Here is a 17,206-nt window from a genome sequence, read left to right on the forward strand (position 1 = left end):
GGTCGAGTGGTACAACACCCGTCGCCTGCACAGTAGCCTCAGCTACAACAGCCCCGAAGAGTTCGAGCAAGCCCACTACGCAGCCCTCAACCGAGAGTTGCAACCCGCATAGGAGCGGCACAGAACCTGGGGCGCTTCAGAGTGTCTTGGGCTCCTTTCGCGGTCGGCTGATAACTTCAGCTCGCTTGCTTCGTGGTCGTTGTCTTCGTCGGGATTGGTTGTTTCTGGTGGTGCTCACATGGTGACTCGTGTCCCACAGGCGACCTACTTCACCATTGGTCTGCTGATGCTCACCGCGTCGACGGGCATGATCGACGCGGCTTCGTACATCGCCCTTGATCGTGTGTTCACCGGCAACATGACGGGCAATGTGTTGTTCATTGGCTTTAGTCTCATCGGAGTCGATGGCATTCCGTTCTTGAACAACCTGTTCGCGCTGGCTGGCTTCATCGTGGGCGCGGTGATCGGAGCGCGCACGAATCGTCGGTCGGAGCGACTTGGCTTTGAACTAGCTGGCGGCTTGGTACTTGTTGCGTCATCGGCCATCACAATGGCTATCTCGATCTACTGGCACTTCACCCCTGGTCTGGCCGGCGCCGAACAGATCATCTTGACCACATTGCTCGCTGGATTGATGGGTGCTCAGGTTGCCTCGGTTCGACCAATCGGCAACTCCGACATCACCACCGTTGTCGTGACCAGCACGATCACGAACCTGGCGCGCGAGAGCCGGCTGGCTGGTCACGGCCAGCCTCGCCACGTTTGGATGCGTCGCTCTGCTGCGATTGCCGCAATCGGCATCGGCGGCGCACTTGGCGCACTGCTCGTGATTCACGTGGGCGGTCCATCGTCACTGGTTCTTGCGGCAGCAACGAGCGCTGTCGCAACAGCATTGCTGATCCTTGGCTCCCGAATTCACGGAACCTCAAACCTGCTGTAGTGCGCCATGCATGCGATGGTGCTGCAGGCTTCGGCTACATCACCGTTGCAGCGTCGGCGTCGTGCTCGGTCATGTCCTCCTTCGACATATTGACCAAGAAGACCCAGATCAGACCTGCGAATCCCAGGATGCCAACGCTCCACCAGAACGCCGTGTCGAAGCCGTGCACAAGTGCATTGGCATCCCCCGGAGCAACATTGTTAGCGATGACATACGCCGTTGTCGCAGAGGCCGCAATGGTGTTGAGGAAAGCCAGACCGATGGAGCCACCGATCTGCTGGCTCGTGTTGAGCACGGCAGAGGCGACACCGGCGTCATGGTTGCCAACGCCAAACAGCGCCACAGCTGACAGTGGCACGAAGACCAGTCCCATGCCCAGGCTCATGATGATCATGCCCGGCAGAATGTTTGGCCAGTAAGTCGCTGTCGGCTGCATCTGCGTGAACAAGAACATGCCAAAGACTGCCATGAGGAAACCTATAAAGGTGACCCAGCGCGGGCCGAACCTCGGAAGCAGCTGACTGGCAATGCCAGCGCTGATCACGATGCCAATGGAGAACGGCAAGAAGAGCAGACCGCTCTTGAGAGCAGAGTAGCCGAGCACTCCTTGGAAGAAGTAGGACAGAAACAAGAACATCGCGAACAGCCCGATGCCGACGAAGAAGGAAGCCAGGTAGGCGCCACCGCGGTTGCGGTTCAGCAGAATCGAAAGCGGCAGCAGCGGGTGGGTGGTCCTGGCTTCGATTGCAATGAAGATCGCCAGAATCACCAGTCCGACACCAATGAAGGTGAGAGTGGTCGTACCTGTCCAGCCATCCGAAGTGGCTTTGGTAATGCCGTAGACCAAGGACACCATGCCCGCAGTGCCAGTGATCGCGCCCGGGATGTCGTAGGTGGTGTTACCGGTTGCGCGCGACTCATGCACGTAGGCAAGAGCGAGAAAGACAGCGGCAATGGAGATAGGTACGTTGACAAGAAGAGTCCAGTGCCAGGAGGTGTATTCAACCAGGATGCCGCCCATGATCAGACCGATCGCCGCGCCCGCACCAGACAGCGCGCCGTAGACGCCGAAAGCCTTGGCGCGTTCCTTGCTGTCGGTGAAGGTAACGGTGATCAACGAAAGCGCCGCGGGCGCAAGAATTGCCGCCATTGCCCCTTGAAGGCCGCGAGCAAAGATCAACATGCCCTGGTTCTGAGCGACGCCACCAAGCGCTGATGCAATTGCGAAACCGATGAGACCGACGATGAGCATCCTCTTGCGACCGGCGTAGTCAGCAATGCGACCACCGAGCAGCAGCAAGCCACCAAAGGCGAGCGTGTAGGCCGTGATAACCCACTGGCGGTTCGCGTCTGTAATGCCGAGGTCTGCCTGCATTGACGGCAGTGCGATGTTGACGATGGACGCATCGAGCACAACCATCAACTGGGAGATTGCGATGACGATCAGCGCCTTCCAGCGCATCGGGTCCGGGGCAAGAACAGCAGAAGGTTGAGACACGGAAACTCCAAGGGCAGCAGCGTCGAACGTGAATACCAACGCACGCTACCAGCAGATTGCTACAGCTTTTAGCCGCCGCAGACCGCGTTCGCCGAGGGCATAGTCCCTTGAAGTAGATACGCATCAACAGCTTCATCGATGCATAAGGAGCCCTGTTCATATGCGGTGTGGTTGTAGGCATCCCACATCAGCTGGCCCGAGCCCGCGATTTGTTTCGACAGTTCTGTTCCCCACATTGCCGGTGTCGCTGGATCGTTCGTGGTGCTGACAATCAGGATCGGGGCTGTTCCCTGAATGTTCACGTTCTTGGCTGGCCCTGTTCCCTTGGCTGGCCAATTCGCACAAGGAAATAATCCCCAGGCCATTCCGGCACCGAATGTCGGTGACAACTGCTCCCATTGCTTGGCGAGATCACTTACATGTTCAGCCGTTGCTTGATACTGACGGTCAAGGCATGTAACCGCATAGAACGCCTCTGCAGAGTTGTCGACGTATCGACCATCAACCTGACGTCCACTGCGCTCATCAAGCAGCGACAACAACGGAGCTCCGTTGTTCTCCTTGACTGCAGAGTTCAAGGCCGAGCGCAGTCGCGGATAGTCGCGCGATGGGAAGTAGAGAAACGAGAGCACTGCACTGCTGGCCAAGGACTCGTTGAGCATACGATCGCCAACGGGCAAGGGCTTGGCATCAAGACTCGTCAGGAAGTCGCGCAGTTCTTGGGCGACCTGCTTGCCATCACCCTTATATGGGCAGTCGTCTTTGCTGGCGCAATCCTCCGCGAAGTTCATGAAGGCATCCTCGAAGCCCGCGGCCTGACCTCTAGTGATCTCTTCGAGCCCGAGGTCGAGCGGCAGCACTCCGTCGAGCACCATTCGACCAACTCGCTGCGGGAAGAGTGCGGCATAGTCGGTGCCAATTGCGGTGCCGTAGGACTTGCCGAGATAGTTGAAACTCTCGTCTCCAACGACTTCACGAACAACGTCGAAATCCCGCGCAACGTTCTTGGTGTCCATGAACGTGAATTCAGGGTTCGCATAGGTCTTGCAGCTCTGAGCCGGAAGCTTGCCGGTGGCAATCAGCACTGCCATGTCTTGTGGGGTCTGCGCTGAGAAATCCACTGCGGCTACCTCATCGCGCTGCTGGTCGGTGAGGCAGTAGATCGGGTCACTCTTGGATACCCCACGTGGATCAACACCGACAATGTCGTAGTGCTTAGTGACTGCGTCGGACAAACTCAAACTCGCCGATTTTGCATAGTCGAAGCCGCTGCCGCCTGGGCCACCCGGATTCACGAAGAGCGATCCGAGTGATTGACCCGTAGCTGGGACCTTGGTGACGGCCAGCGAGAACGTCTCACCTGCTGGATCGGCGTAATTGAGCGGCACCTTCACGTTGGTGCATTGAGCCCCACCACAATCGACCCACTTTGCTTCTTGGCCGTAGTACTGCTTCAGATTAGCGGGTATTGCACTCGTGCTTGATGGCGCTGGGATCGGCTCCGTTGCGGTGGGGTTGCTGCAGCCTGCGAGCAGGGCCAGTGCGAGCGCAACTGTAATCGCGACTCGTGACTTATGAAGCGACACGAAGCCAAGGATCCTTCAGCTCAACCATCAGCGCTTCAAGGGCAATGAGTGGGGTGACGTTGGCATCGATCTGCTTGCGCGTGTAGTTCACAGCGAGCAATCGACGTCCGGTGTCCTGCTGTTCAGTTTGAGAGGCGAGTTGCGAAAGAGCCGGCCGCATTTCTTCATTGATCAATGCGATGTCAGCACTAGTCTGAATCAGCAATACGTCTCGGTAGAGGCCAAGCAGATCAACGAGAGCGCGATCAACCTGATCACGGATCGTGCGCGTGCGGCGGCGCTTCTGCTGGGCCTCTAGTTGCTTCATCGAACTGTCGAGTGATCTCTTGAGTTGGCCCTTGAGTCGCATATCCGAATCTGCACCGAACGCCTTGCGCAATTGCGACTGCTCATGCTCATCGAGCGGGTCAGTGATCGACTTGGCATCGAGGTTCGCGGCTTCCAGCAGATTCGCTGCGTGGGTGAAGCAGGCCGGAAGATCGTGCAGCTGCATCGGAATGCGCAGCACTTCGTGTCGGCGCAATCTGGTGTGCTCGTCTGTGGCTAATGCTCTCGCGCGGCCGATGTGGCCTTGGGATGCGCGCGCTGCGAACGAAGCGACCGCTGCATCCACGCCATAGCGATCGATCAGCGCTTCCATCACGACCTTGGTCGGCGGGGTTCTCAGCACCACCTGACGGGTGCGCGAAAGGATCGTCGGCAGTACGTCTTCAGCACTCGGTGCACACAGAATCCAGACCGTGTGCGGCGGTGGTTCCTCGATTGCCTTGAGCAAGACGTTGACGGCCTGATCCGTCAGCCGGTCAGCATCCTCAACCACAACCACATGCCATTGGCTCATCGTCGGTGACATCGCAGCCTGCTTGATCAGATCGCGGGCCTCGTCGACTCCGTAGCTCAGACCTTGAGGGCGCACGATGTCGACATCGGGATGACCCCCTGTTGACGCATTGCGGCACGCCTGGCATTCACCGCAGCCGCCCTCGATACAAACCAGCGCAGCAGCAAAGCTCGTTGCCGCGTTCGAGCGACCAGAACCGGGTGGACCAGTGAACAACCAAGCGTGAGTCATCGCGGGCCCTGATTCACCCCGAGTCATCAACTCCGCGTCGTGCACGGCTCGTTCAAGTTTGGTCACGACCTCTTCCTGACCAATCAGCACTAGCCAGATGGGTGCACTCATGCCGGCACTCCAGCGATGAACTCATCGACAGCCAGCCGAATGCGTTGAGCCACTTCTTGAATAGAGCCGACAGCGCTGACCACGCGGTAACGCTCAGGATCGTGAATCGCGAGTTCAACAAAGGCCCGACGCACTCGGTCGTGGTACTCCTGCGGTTCGAGTTCGAGTCGATCGCGTTCGCCAACACGAGCCATGCCTTCAGCTGCATCAAGGTCGAGCACAAGTGTCAGATCTGGCAGCAGGTCAGTGGTGGCCCACGAACTGAGTTCGCGGATGCGATCAATCCCGAGCGATCGACCTACGCCTTGATACGCAACTGAAGAATCGATGTAGCGATCACAGACCACGATCTCCCCGCGCTGCAGGGCTGGGCGAATCACTTGAGCAGCATGCTCGGCTCTGGCTGCGGCGAACAACAAGGCTTCGGTGCGGTCATCAAGGCCGGCGAACTCCGGGTTCAGCACGAGCGCACGAATTGCCTCGGCTGCTGGGGTGCCACCTGGCTCGCGAGTTTGCACCACTTCACGGCCGCGACTTCTCAGGTGCTCAACAAGCAATCGCGTCTGGGTGGATTTTCCGGAACCATCGGGCCCTTCCAGAACGATGAACATGGCCGACTGTATTCCTAGACCGCTACTTTTTTCGCAACAGTCTTCTTGGCAGCAGCCCGCTTGGATGCCGCCTTCTTCACCGTGCGGGTAGTGAGGTTGCGGTCAATCGGCTTGCGCGCAGCGGCCTTCTTGGCAGCAGTCTTCTTCGCTGGCGCTTTCTTTGCGGCCCTCTTGGCCGTGCGCTTGACCGGCTTGCCTTCCAAGGCTTCCTTGGCCCGACGCTCAGAGAGCAGGTCAGATGCACGTTCGGCAGTGACCGTCATCGGATCATCGGCAGTGCGCAGCGAAGCATTGGTTTCGCCGTCGGTGACGTACGGCCCAAATCGGCCCTCACGAACGACGATGTTCAAGTTGGTGGTGGGGTCGGCACCAATGATGCGAAGGGGCTCGGCTGCTTGACCGCGGCCACGGCGCTGTTTGGGCTGCGCATACAAGGCGATGGCTTGATCGAGGGTGATCGTGAAGATCTCTTCTTCGCCACCGATTGAACGCGAGTCTGTGCCGCGCAGCAGGTACGGGCCGTAGCGGCCGTTCTGCACGGTGATCTCTTCCTTGGATTCAGGATCGACGCCGATAACGCGCGGCAGGCTCAACAAACGAAGTGCGTCGTCCAGGGTGACCTCATTGAGGTTCATGTCCTTGAAAAGTGAGGCAGTGCCCGGCTTTGCCGACTTCGGCGAACCCTCTGGCAGGACCTCTGTGACATAGGGGCCATATCGACCCGACTTCGCCATCACGTTGAGGCCAGTTTCTGGGTCAATGCCGAGCTCACGGTCGCCCGTTGGCTCAGCCAGCAACTGTTCAGCCTTTTCGGCAGTCAGTTCGTCAGGAGCAAGATCAACTGGGATATTGGCTCGTTCTTCGCCGCGCTCGACATAAGCGCCGTAGCGGCCCACGCGGATCATCGCGTCGGTACCCCTGATCGGCATCGTGGCGATGCCGCGGGCATCGATGGCACCGAGATCTTCAGTCAGCGGCTTGATGCCTGGGAAAGGACCAGCCAGTGAATCGCCGCCCAGCCAGAAGGCCTGCAATTGCTCAACGCGATTGGCCTCGCCACGGGCGATGAGGTCGAGCAGGTTCTCCATGTTCGCAGTGAAGTCATAGTCGACGAGTTCGGCGAAGTGCTCTTCGAGCAGGCGCACCACTGCGAAGGCGATGAAACTCGGCACAAGGGCTGCGCCCTTCTTCCATACATAACCGCGATCAATGATCGTGGTCATGATCGATGCGTAAGTTGAAGGACGGCCAATACCGAGTTCTTCGAGACGCTGCACAAGCTTGGCTTCAGTGAAGCGCGCTGGTGGGCTCGTCGTGTGGCCAATGGCATTCAGCTCGCGAGCATCAACAATCTGCCCTTCGGTCAACGCAGGCAGTTCGTTCTCGTTCTCGCTGCCTTCTTCAGGAACATCTTTCAGCGCGGCGTAGAAGCCGGGGAAGACGACAACGGTGCCCGATGCCGTGAACTCAGCGATGCGGCCATCAATTGCCGTGCCAACGATCTTCGCCGTGGTGGTCGCCACGCGTGCGTTGACCATCTGCGAGGCAATGGTGCGCTTCCAGATCAGGTCGTATAGCGCGAACTCATCAGCGTTCAACTCGCGTCGCAATTGGTCAGGAGTCTGGAAGGCATCGCCGGCTGGACGAATGGCTTCGTGCGCCTCTTGAGCATTCTTCGACTTATTCGGGAAGGTGCGTGGAGTGGCTTCGACGTACTCTGGTCCGTACAACTCGGTGACCTGAACTCGGGCTGCATTCAGTGCCTGACTCGACAGACTGACCGAGTCCGTACGCATGTACGTGATGTAGCCGTTCTCATACAAGCTCTGTGCAATGCGCATGGTGCGCTGCCCGCCCCAACGCAGTCGGTTGGATGCTTCCTGCTGCATCGTGGAAGTGGTGAATGGTGCAGAAGGCTTGCGCTGCGAAGGCTTCTGCTCAACTGAGCGCACTGTGAAACTCACGCTCTTCAAGCCACTTGCCAACGCTGCCGCACTTGCTTCATCGAGCAGAGTTACCTTGTCCTGTGCTTTCAATGCACCGGACTGATCAAAGTCCTTGCCAATGGCAACGCGGGTGCCATCAAGGCTGGTCAGGCGCGCTTTGAAATCTTCTGGGGAGAAGATGGCGTCGATATCCCAGTAGCCAGCAGAGCTGAAGGCGATGCGCTCACGCTCGCGGTCAACCACCAAACGGACAGCAACTGATTGGACACGGCCTGCTGATTTGGCGTCGCGGCCGATCTTTTTCCAGAGCACTTCGGAGACTGGATAGCCGTAGAGACGATCGACGATGCGTCGCGTTTCTTGCGCATCAACCAACTGCATGTCGAGTTCGCGCGGATTGGCGACTGCCTCGCGGATGGCCTCCGGCGTGATCTCGTTGAACACCATGCGATGGACCGGAACCTTGGGCTTGAGCACCTCGAGCAAGTGCCAACTGATGGCCTCGCCCTCGCGGTCCTCATCAGTTGCAAGCAGCAACTCCTTGGCGTCTTTCAGCGCGGCCTTGAGGTCGCGAATGGTCTGAGCCTTGGACGGATGAACGATGTAATAGGGGCGATAGCCATCATCAACATTGACGGCGAGCTTGGACCAGGAGTGCTTGCGCTCACCCTCGGGAAGGTCTGAGGCCTTCGACGCCAGATCGCGAATATGCCCAACAGAGGCCATCACGATGTAGTCCTCACCAAGATATCCAGCAATCTTCTTGGCTTTCGCTGGTGATTCAACGATCACTAGCGTCTTGTCCTTGGCCACCCGGGTCCCTTCAGTCGGAGCGGAGTCTGACGTTAAGCCACACCCTTCTGTCAAATCTCGGCCACCCCTATGAGGGCTTGATCCGACTTAACCAACAACCTAGTCTGTTCCTATGGCACTCACCGTTGGCGTATTCGAAGCCAAGACCAAACTTTCCGAGCTTTTGGACAAAGTTGCGGCCGGCGAGGAGGTCATCATCACCAAACGCGGGGTGCCGGTGGCCTACCTGTCGAACATCGAAGATCGACGTGCGCGCACGGTGGCGGCGCTCGCAGCGCTTCGCGAAATGAGACAGCACATCAAGCCCGGACCCGAATCCATCAAGGACTTGATCGAAGAGGGGCGCCGCTACCCGTGATGGTCCTGGATGCCTCACTTGCTCTCGCCTACGTCATGCCTGACGAGGATTCCAGCGCAGCCAGCACATTGCTGGTGAGAATCGAAGAAGGGCCTGTTCTGGCACCGACCATCTGGATCTATGAAATCGCCTCCGCCCTTCGCATGGGGCAGGTTCGGAGTCGACTCACAAGCGAGATGGCCGAATCAGTCCTGACGACTCTGGCTGAACTGCACGTTGAATTCGAGAATCCAAATGGGCATCAGTTGATGAGGCTGTCGCACCAAACTGGACTCACCGTCTACGACGCCAGTTACATCGCGCTGTGCCTCAAGCATCAGTTACCGCTGGCCAGTTTGGACCGTCGACTTGTGCGGGCCGCACGCGATCTTGGCATCGTCGTCCTGACCTGACTGAACAAAGAACGACCCCGCACTCGCGATGAGTGCGGGGTCGCTTCGCTTGAGCTAGGCGTTGAGGCGGGACGCCACCTCAACATCGCCGACCGCGATCGGACGACGCTTGCTGATCACAACAGCGATGATCACGATCACTGCTGCGGTGAGCGAGATCCCCCAACGCAGACCGGGATTTGCAGACGACCCGATGCTCAGGGCAACAACGCCCGGAGCAATCAACAGCGCAACCAGGTTCATCACCTTGATGAGCGGGTTGATCGCTGGGCCAGCTGTGTCCTTGAACGGATCGCCGACGGTGTCGCCGATGACCGTTGCGGCGTGAGCCTCAGAGCCCTTGCCGCCGTGGTTGCCGTCTTCAACGAACTTCTTGGCGTTGTCCCAAGCACCACCGGAGTTCGACAGGAACACCGCCATGAGCACGCCCGTGGCAATGGTTCCCGCAAGGTAGGCGCCTAGTGGGCCAATGCCGAGGCCGAAGCCCACGGCAATGGGAGTCAGCACCGCGAGGAGGCCCGGGGTGATGAGCTCACGCTGTGAATCGCGGGTCACGATGTCGACCACCTTGGCGTATTCCGGCTTCTCGGTGCCTTCCATGATTCCCGGGTGATCGCGGAACTGGCGACGCACTTCGTAGATCACAGCGCCAGCAGCGCGAGATACCGCGCTGATGGCCAGACCGGAGAACAAGAACACCACAGAGGCACCGATGATCAAGCCCACGAGGTTGGCGGGGCTAGCGACGTCGAGGATGCCGAGATACTCCAAGTTGGAGAACACGTCGGTGATGCTTGCCCCCGAAATTGCCGTTGCCGCCTGCACTGTGTCGCGGAAAGCACCGAACAGTGCGGTTGCGGCAAGCACAGCAGTGGCGATTGCAATCCCCTTGGTGATGGCCTTAGTGGAGTTGCCGACTGCATCGAGACGAGTCAGCACTGCAGCGCCTTCGCCGTGAATCTCGCCAGACATCTCAGCGATGCCTTGCGCGTTGTCGGAGACCGGGCCGAAGGTGTCCATCGAGACGATGACACCAACAGTCGTGAGCAGACCAGTACCCGCAAGGGCGATGGCGAACAGCGACAGAATCACAACGCCGCCACCAATGAGGTAAGCCGCGTAGACCGCTGCACCGATGATGAGCGCCGAGTACACCGCTGATTCAAGACCCAGCGAGATGCCGGACAAGATGACCGTTGCCGGACCGGTGAGCGAGGTCTTGGCGACATCGTCAACCGGGCGACGGTTGGTCTCAGTGAAGTAGGCCGTGAGCTGCTGGATCACCGCTGCGAGCACAATGCCAATGAGCACTGCGGTAACCACGTAAACGCGCGGACCAATGGTGCTCAAGCCATTTGCGCTGGTGATGGCATCAATGGCGAGGCCAGCAGGTGCGTAGGTTGTGAGGAGTTGCTCCCACGTTGCTGGGATCCAGACGAACGCAGCGCCAATGACCAACACCAATGACAGCGCCGCAGAGATGAAGAATCCGCGGTTGATTGCAGACATGCCCGAGCGATCGCCCTGGCGAGGAGCCACGGCGAAGATGCCGACCACGGCGGTCAGCACACCGATTGCGGGAACCACGAGCGGGAACACCAGGCCGAGTGAGCCGAACGCGGCCTTGCCCAGGATCAGCGCGGCAACCAAGGTCACGGCGTAGGACTCGAAGAGGTCCGCGGCCATGCCTGCACAGTCACCGACGTTGTCACCGACGTTGTCCGCGATAGTCGCTGCGTTTCGTGGGTCGTCTTCTGGGATGCCCTGCTCGACCTTGCCGACGAGGTCAGCGCCGACGTCAGCTGCCTTGGTGAAGATGCCACCGCCGACACGCATGAACATGGCGAGCAGCGCGGCACCGAAGCCGAAGCCCTCAAGAACCTTGGGAGCATCACCCTTATATACGAGCACGACGACGGCGGCGCCGAACAGGCCAAGGCCGACGGTGAACATGCCAGCCACACCACCAGTGCGGAAGGCGATGCGCATTGCCTTCTGCTCACCGGAATCCTTGGCGGCTGCTGCCACGCGCACATTGCCTCGAACCGCGAGCCACATGCCCATGTAGCCGGTGGTACCCGAGAAGGTCGCGCCGACCAGGAAGAAGATGCTTCGGCCGATGCGCTCGCTTGTGGTCTCTGCCGGAAGCAGGAACAGAACGAAGAAGACGACCACAGCAAAGACGGCCAGGGTCTTGAACTGACGGTTCAGGAAGGCCGATGCGCCCTCTTGAATCGCAGCTGCGATCTCCTGCATCTTCGGGGTGCCTGCATCTGCTGCAAGGACTTCGCGAACCAGCACTGCCGCCACAACCAGGGCAGCTAATGCGATGACAGCAACGACGACGACGGTCGTCAAGTTGCCTCCGCTGAGCTCAATCATGGGTCTCCTGACTAAACGTGCATGAACGTTCTGGGAATCGCGCGGAGTCTATGCAGCCAGAGCCGGAAATCCCCCCGAATTGGGAAATTGTCCGTTTCGTTCGAACTACGTGTTGCGTACCGCGTCGGCCACTGTGTCGTAGATCGCAATGTGCTCGTCGAGCCCAGTAATCGCAAGCACCTTCTGGACTCGGGAACCCACCCCAGCCATAGCGACTTGGCCACCCTCATCACGAGCTTGAATGGCGGCCTTGACGAGCACCCCAAGACCAGTGGAATCCATGAATGCGATCCTCGTTGCATCGATGACGAGCCGGCCCGGAGGAGACCAAGAGTCGGCTATTGCCGAATCGAGGATGGCTGCTGTTGCAAGATCCACATCGCCATGGACGGTCAGCACGGCCGCATTCCCAAGCATCTCGGCGGAGACCTCGAAACTCATGGCCAAAGGGTGACACACCAGAGCGCTACGGTGAACAAAATGAGCAGAAGCGTCGACGGAATGCTAGCGCGGCTTGCACAAGGCCGCGAGGATCGGCTGCGCCATATTGAAGTGCGGCCCGCTCGCGAGGCAGTTGTTGCTGACTGGCCGATATGGCTTCCCGAAGAGATTCGAGCCTCGTATCCAGGCATCTTCCAGCCCTGGCTCCATCAAGTGCAGGCGGCAGAAATAGCCTTTGGCGGCGATCACGTCGTGCTGGCCACCGGAACTGCCTCTGGCAAGTCGCTCGCGTATTCGATGCCGATACTCACGGGGATTCATGCCGGGCTGACAGCTGCAAATGGCCGAGGAGCCACTGCCCTCTATATCGCGCCGACAAAGGCACTTGCCCATGATCAGTTGCGGACCTTCGCTGAACGCGAGCTGCCTTGGCTGCGCGCCGCCACAGTCGACGGGGACAACTCGCGCGAAGAGCGGATCTGGGCGCAGTCCCATGCCAATCTCGTCCTCACCAATCCCGACCTGCTCCACCATTCAATGCTGGGCAATCACGATCGCTGGGCACCGTTCCTGAAGCGCCTCGAGTACATCGTCATCGACGAAGCGCATGCGTACCGCGGAGTTTTCGGAGCGCATGTTTCAGCGGTCATCCGACGGTTACGCCGCATTTGCGCTCATCTGGGCAGCCAACCGGTGATCTTCGCTGCTTCAGCGACAGTCGCTGAACCTGCTACCGCGCTGAAGCGGCTGATCGGTGATTCGGTTCGTGAGGTCATTGAAGATGCTTCGCCTTCCCCCGAGCGAACGATCGCGTTGTGGCAACCGCTGGATTTGAATGGCCCCGAAACGGCCCACCGCACAGCAACAACTGAGGCCGCACATCTGCTAGCAGATCTCGTAACTGACGGCCGGCAGACCTTGGCCTTCGTGCGCAGTCGGCGTGCAGCCGAAGGCGTAGCCGCCCTGACGCGCGATCTCTTGCGCGAAATAGATCCCGATCTCGTCGACACCGTCGCCTCCTACAGAGGTGGCTATCTACCCGAGGAACGTCGCGCCCTTGAGGAAGCCTTGCGCGATGGTCGCATTCGAGCGCTCGCGACCACCAATGCTCTTGAGCTGGGAATCGATATCAGCGGCCTTGATGCTGTGCTGATTGCTGGTTGGCCCGGGACTCGCGCATCGCTGTGGCAGCAATTCGGCCGGGCAGGACGAGGCGATGATCCAGCCCTGGCCATCTTCATTGCCCGCGAAGATCCTTTGGATTCCTTCGTCGTCGAGCATCCGTCATCAATTCTCGACGCACCAGTAGAGGCCTCAGTGTTCGACCCGACAAATCCAGTGATCCTCGGCCCTCATCTGTGTGCCGCTGCCTCGGAACTTCCTTTGACAGACGAAGATGCCGAACGCTGGTTCGGAGCAAACTCCCTGCCCTTGCTCGCAGAGCTTGCCGATCAAGGATTCCTGCGCAAGCGCGCCAATGGTTGGTATTGGACGCGAAGAGATCGAGCGAGCGACCTCGCAGATCTGCGCAGCACAGGTGGTGCACCCATTCGAATCGTTGAAGAAAACACCGGTCGACTGCTCGGCACGGTTGATCAAGCCTCATCGCACAGCACCGTGCATCCGGGTGCGGTTTACGCGCATCAAGGTGTGACCTCGCTGGTCACATCTTTAGATCTTGACGAATCAGTCGCGTCTGTCATCGAAGAGGCTGTCGACTACACGACAACCGCGCACGAGATTGGCGAGATTCGCATCCTGCACACCACACAATCATGCAATTGGGGTGCGGCAACGATGAACGTCGGCCAAGTGCAAGTGACAAGTCAGGTGCTGAGCTTTCAAAAACGTCGGGTGCTCACGGGTGAGAATCTTGGCGAGCAGGGTTTGGATCTGCCGGAGCGCGAACTCGTCACGACTGCGGCGTGGTGGACGGTGACTGATGATCAGTGCGCGGCAGCGGATGTCACCGAGATTCCCGGTGCAGTGCACGCAGCCGAGCATGCATCCATCGCCTTGCTCCCACTTTTCGCAACGTGTGATCGCTGGGACATTGGCGGAGTCTCCACAGCGCTGCACATCGACACTGGTCAGACGACGGTGTTCGTCTACGACGGATACCCCGGCGGAGCCGGCTTCGCGCAACACGGCTTCGATATTGCGCAAACATGGCTTACTGCAACACGCGATCTGATCCGCGAATGCCGATGCCGTGATGGCTGCCCGTCATGCGTGCAATCCCCCAAGTGCGGCAATGGCAACCACCCGCTCGACAAACTTGCTGCCATTCGAATCCTGACGGAACTCCTGCGTGAGGCCTAGATAACAACTTGATAGCAATGCATCCGGAAATTCGGTGATCCCTCACGCCTCTGGTAGGACTGCGCCATGAGCAAACTGACTGGTCGTACACGCGTGCGCATTTCCGCTCTGGTCCTCCTGGCCTCAGCAACCATGCTGCTCGCGCCATTGTCGGCACCCGCGAATGCCGCGACCAATGTCACCCCTGACCAGTTCAGCCTCGGCTTGGCACCAGAAGTCACTACCGCGCCCGGAGTTGCCGCTGGCTACATCCGGCTGTGGGACATGGGCGTTGCCTGGCGCGACGTGAATCCAGCACCGGGCGTCTTTCAGTGGACGGTGCTTGATCAGCGGATTGCTCAGGCACAGGCAGCTGGTGCGAAGGTCTTGTACGTAGCTGGGCTGACCCCTGTCTGGGCCGCAGCAAATCCAGCAGACGGTGACCCTCGATGGGGCCTGGGTTCGGCTTCGGCTCCAGCTGACCCTGCGACCTACGGCAACTTCATCACTGCCTTGATGCAACGCTATAGCGGTCGCATCGCAGCTATTGAAACTTGGAATGAAGCGAATCTCAAGACCTTCTGGACCGGCACTCCCGAGCAGATGGCCGATCTCACTCAGCGCGCAAACTCGGCGATCAAGGCAATCAGCCCCGGCACCACAGTGTTTGCCGCGTCCACCACCACTCGCTTGATCAATTCTGTCAAGACCTTCTTTGGGCCCTACGCAGCAGCATTGAAGGCCAAGGGATACCCGATCGACGGCTGGACGATTCACACCTACCCAGCTGCCAATGCCACTCCTGTCAATCGCTTCGATGCCATCGATGCCTGGCGCGGAGTGTTGTCCGATTCCACTGGCGCCGATCCAGCCGCATTGAGTAAGGCCGTGTGGGACACCGAGATCAACTACGGCCTCGCTGGCCCGGGTGCAATCCCGGATCAGGATTTCGATGGCCCAACCGGTGCGATGTATTTGGCTCGCACGTATGTCGATTCCATGCGACAGGGCATCTCCGCGACCTTCTGGTACCTGTGGACCGCCGGGCCGTACGGCTTGATCGGTGTGCAGATGTACGACGGCACCACTCAGACCATCGACGCCTACAACCGCGTACGCAAATGGACCGCTGGCGCAACGCTGAACGGCTGCGATGTGGCTGGTGACGTCGTGCGCTGCTTCTTCGTCGGCGTTGAGCCTTTCATCATCGCAATGTCGAAGTCGGGATCGCCCGCCGCTTGGAATGGAAGCCCGACACTCGGGGCCCAAAAGTGGGATGGCACTGGTGTCTTACCAGTGGGCACCCTCTCCCTCGACATAGGCCCAGTGAGGTTGTTGTGTGGTGCTGACAAGAGCCTGTGCACGCAGGCGGGAGTAGCCGGCGCGGGCGGCACTGCTGGAGTTGCTACCGGACCGGTGTCGGACAGCATCACCATCACCAGCAAAGGGAGCGTCTACGTGCGAGGTCACAAGCGTTTTCAGGCGTCCGGGACTGCGCCGAGCCTCGCTGGGCAGCAGCTCATTCCGTGCTTCACCACAACCGTTGTGAAGTCGGGCAAGAGTTTCACAAATTGCCTCAAGGGATGGCTGGCTACTTCGTTGGTACCCCCAGTCAGCGCTGCCGGAGCCTTCACGTTCACCAATCTGACAAAGCTTGTTTCAAAACCAGGCACCAAGATTTCTGTCGTTCTTCAGTCGACGTCTGGTTCAGTCAAGTCCAACCCCATCACTCTCCCGAGAAGGTAGCGATTCGACTGGCCCTGCTCTGGCCGAAGCTTGGATAGGCGCAGATTGCACGTGCACGAATTTGAGTACTGCCATCACAAGGCTTGGCAGATCGGATTCAACGCGCACGATGAAATCCGTGCCCTCGGTTCGGCAATCGACTAGCCGCACCTGATTGGCCGCGGCAATCGCACGCGCGCCAGCGCAGGAATCACCTGGAGTTTGCGCTGCGGCAATGGCAGACAAGTCTGCTGCACCTTGCACGGCGTGCGTCTTCATCACGGCTTGTACTTGAGCCAGTACGAGAAACCCGGCTACGGCAATCATGAACATGAATCCAAGGCTGAGCACCGTGCCATTGCCTCGTTCACGCGGAGTCACGTGAGCTCCTGCGGCACAGTTGCCGAACGATCGATGGTGAAACTGAAGCGATCAAGGAGCGGCACCGGAATGTCGATCTCTTGAGTCACCGTCACTTCGACGAGCCCACTATCGGCAGTTACGGCAACGTGCGCGTTTGGGGCAAGCTGCTCAGCCGTGGCGAGCACTTGATTCTCTGGCACGCCACGCGCGAGCGCACGAGCAAGATCGTGCGCGGTGTCGCCCAAATGGATCGCAGTGCTGCCTACTGCAATCGAAGTAAGCAGCAGCGAGGCAACAGAAAGCAGCACCGGAAGCATCAGTGCGGTCTCAACAATGGCGCTGCCGCGATCACATTGGGTCGAGCCGGTAGGAGACCGACTCGACCCTTGCAATGCGAACATCTAGAAGAAGACCGACAAGGCGCTGCTGATGACCTTCCAAATCAAATTGCGCACTTCAGGACTCGTGAGCACCTTGATGAGAATTCCGCCGAAACCGGCAGCCGCCACTGTTCCGACGGCGTATTCGGCCGTCGTCATGCCGCGCTCATCACTTCGCAAGCGCTGGATCAATTGGTTCATGTGTGTCCTCCCCCGAGGTCAGGCCCCATGCCCGACTGAGGCCAAGGCTGGGACTTACAGCCCTTCATCGGCATCAAGAGAACTAC

Annotated in this window: 14 protein-coding genes and 1 pseudogene; 5 read left to right on the top strand and 10 right to left on the bottom strand. The window is 59.3% G+C overall.

The window, feature by feature from the left end:
• The first annotated feature begins 238 nt into the window (after window positions 1–238).
• Entirely contained in the window at window positions 239–940 is a 702-nt protein-coding gene (locus Q7L55_02000; protein ID MDO8731336.1) for a YoaK family protein, read from the top strand.
• A gap of 34 nt (window positions 941–974) precedes the next feature.
• Here the strand turns inward: Q7L55_02000 and Q7L55_02005 are convergent, their stop codons facing one another.
• The 5 genes from Q7L55_02005 to topA all read right to left on the bottom strand — a co-directional run bounded on the left by Q7L55_02005 (window position 975) and on the right by topA (window position 8,577).
• The gene (locus Q7L55_02005; protein MDO8731337.1) at window positions 975–2,402 is read right to left on the bottom strand and encodes an MFS transporter; all 1,428 of its coding nucleotides are present in this window, start codon (window positions 2,400–2,402) and stop codon (window positions 975–977) included.
• 104 nt (window positions 2,403–2,506) lie between these two features.
• Complete coding sequence (locus tag Q7L55_02010) at window positions 2,507–4,024, bottom strand: alpha/beta hydrolase (protein ID MDO8731338.1); 1,518 nt, start codon at window positions 4,022–4,024, stop codon at window positions 2,507–2,509.
• Complete coding sequence (locus tag Q7L55_02015) at window positions 4,011–5,207, bottom strand: DNA polymerase III subunit delta' (protein MDO8731339.1); 1,197 nt, start codon at window positions 5,205–5,207, stop codon at window positions 4,011–4,013. Before Q7L55_02015 ends, Q7L55_02010 begins: the two co-directional genes overlap by 14 nt.
• Window positions 5,204–5,818 carry a dTMP kinase gene (tmk, locus tag Q7L55_02020; GenBank protein MDO8731340.1) on the bottom strand — a complete coding sequence of 205 codons (615 nt, stop codon included), beginning with the start codon at window positions 5,816–5,818 and terminating at the stop codon, window positions 5,204–5,206. The genes Q7L55_02015 and tmk overlap by 4 nt, the downstream gene beginning before the upstream one ends.
• 14 nt (window positions 5,819–5,832) lie before the next feature.
• Window positions 5,833–8,577 (bottom strand): type I DNA topoisomerase, encoded by a 2,745-nt coding sequence (gene topA, locus Q7L55_02025; protein MDO8731341.1) that lies wholly within the window; start codon window positions 8,575–8,577, stop codon window positions 5,833–5,835.
• Window positions 8,578–8,689: 112 nt separating this feature from the next.
• Between topA and Q7L55_02030 the strand changes: the two genes are divergently transcribed.
• Together Q7L55_02030 and Q7L55_02035 are read left to right on the top strand one after the other, a co-directional pair.
• Complete coding sequence (locus Q7L55_02030; GenBank protein ID MDO8731342.1) at window positions 8,690–8,935, top strand: type II toxin-antitoxin system prevent-host-death family antitoxin; 246 nt, start codon at window positions 8,690–8,692, stop codon at window positions 8,933–8,935.
• Window positions 8,935–9,327: a type II toxin-antitoxin system VapC family toxin gene (locus tag Q7L55_02035; GenBank protein ID MDO8731343.1), complete on the top strand. Its 393-nt coding sequence runs from the start codon at window positions 8,935–8,937 to the stop codon at window positions 9,325–9,327. Before Q7L55_02030 ends, Q7L55_02035 begins: the two co-directional genes overlap by 1 nt.
• 54 nt (window positions 9,328–9,381) lie before the next feature.
• On the opposite strand, the gene Q7L55_02040 is transcribed toward Q7L55_02035, so the two are convergent.
• Window positions 9,382–11,709: a sodium-translocating pyrophosphatase gene (locus Q7L55_02040; GenBank protein MDO8731344.1), complete on the bottom strand. Its 2,328-nt coding sequence runs from the start codon at window positions 11,707–11,709 to the stop codon at window positions 9,382–9,384.
• 105 nt (window positions 11,710–11,814) lie between these two features.
• Entirely contained in the window at window positions 11,815–12,150 is a 336-nt protein-coding gene (locus tag Q7L55_02045; GenBank protein MDO8731345.1) for an STAS domain-containing protein, read from the bottom strand.
• Between Q7L55_02045 and Q7L55_02050 the strand changes: the two are divergent.
• Together Q7L55_02050 and Q7L55_02055 are read left to right on the top strand one after the other, a co-directional pair.
• A pseudogene (locus tag Q7L55_02050) lies at window positions 12,075–14,472 on the top strand (DEAD/DEAH box helicase). The gene Q7L55_02045 and the pseudogene Q7L55_02050 sit on opposite strands and share 76 nt — an antisense overlap.
• 66 nt (window positions 14,473–14,538) lie before the next feature.
• A complete protein-coding gene (locus Q7L55_02055) occupies window positions 14,539–16,197 on the top strand; it encodes a hypothetical protein (protein ID MDO8731346.1) in 1,659 nt (552 codons plus the stop codon).
• Here Q7L55_02055 and Q7L55_02060 read toward each other — a convergent pair.
• From Q7L55_02060 to Q7L55_02070, 3 genes are read right to left on the bottom strand one after another with little or no spacing between them, the layout of a single operon-like run.
• Window positions 16,159–16,557 carry a flp pilus-assembly TadE/G-like family protein gene (locus tag Q7L55_02060; protein ID MDO8731347.1) on the bottom strand — a complete coding sequence of 133 codons (399 nt, stop codon included), beginning with the start codon at window positions 16,555–16,557 and terminating at the stop codon, window positions 16,159–16,161. The two genes, Q7L55_02055 and Q7L55_02060, sit on opposite strands and share 39 nt — an antisense overlap.
• Window positions 16,554–16,940, bottom strand: a complete 387-nt coding sequence (locus Q7L55_02065) for a TadE family type IV pilus minor pilin (GenBank protein ID MDO8731348.1) — start codon at window positions 16,938–16,940, stop codon at window positions 16,554–16,556. The genes Q7L55_02060 and Q7L55_02065 overlap by 4 nt, the downstream gene beginning before the upstream one ends.
• Complete coding sequence (locus tag Q7L55_02070) at window positions 16,941–17,120, bottom strand: DUF4244 domain-containing protein (GenBank protein MDO8731349.1); 180 nt, start codon at window positions 17,118–17,120, stop codon at window positions 16,941–16,943.
• Window positions 17,121–17,206 lie beyond the last annotated feature (86 nt).

Source organism: Actinomycetota bacterium (genome assembly GCA_030650795.1).
Classification (GTDB): Bacteria; Actinomycetota; Actinomycetes; order S36-B12; family S36-B12; genus UBA11398.

What these genes read in the sequence shown, in the direction of transcription:
- Q7L55_02000 (MDO8731336.1), top strand. Translation starts at nt 239, where the DNA reads ATGGTGACTCGTGTCCCACAGGCGACCTACTTCACCATTGGTCTGCTG.
- Q7L55_02005 (MDO8731337.1), bottom strand. Translation starts at nt 2,402, where the DNA reads ATGCGCTGGAAGGCGCTGATCGTCATCGCAATCTCCCAGTTGATGGTT.
- Q7L55_02015 (MDO8731339.1), bottom strand. Translation starts at nt 5,207, where the DNA reads ATGAGTGCACCCATCTGGCTAGTGCTGATTGGTCAGGAAGAGGTCGTG.
- tmk (MDO8731340.1), bottom strand. Translation starts at nt 5,818, where the DNA reads ATGTTCATCGTTCTGGAAGGGCCCGATGGTTCCGGAAAATCCACCCAG.
- Q7L55_02030 (MDO8731342.1), top strand. Translation starts at nt 8,690, where the DNA reads ATGGCACTCACCGTTGGCGTATTCGAAGCCAAGACCAAACTTTCCGAG.
- Q7L55_02035 (MDO8731343.1), top strand. Translation starts at nt 8,935, where the DNA reads ATGGTCCTGGATGCCTCACTTGCTCTCGCCTACGTCATGCCTGACGAG.
- Q7L55_02040 (MDO8731344.1), bottom strand. Translation starts at nt 11,709, where the DNA reads ATGATTGAGCTCAGCGGAGGCAACTTGACGACCGTCGTCGTCGTTGCT.
- Q7L55_02045 (MDO8731345.1), bottom strand. Translation starts at nt 12,150, where the DNA reads ATGAGTTTCGAGGTCTCCGCCGAGATGCTTGGGAATGCGGCCGTGCTG.
- Q7L55_02055 (MDO8731346.1), top strand. Translation starts at nt 14,539, where the DNA reads ATGAGCAAACTGACTGGTCGTACACGCGTGCGCATTTCCGCTCTGGTC.
- Q7L55_02065 (MDO8731348.1), bottom strand. Translation starts at nt 16,940, where the DNA reads ATGTTCGCATTGCAAGGGTCGAGTCGGTCTCCTACCGGCTCGACCCAA.
- Q7L55_02070 (MDO8731349.1), bottom strand. Translation starts at nt 17,120, where the DNA reads ATGAACCAATTGATCCAGCGCTTGCGAAGTGATGAGCGCGGCATGACG.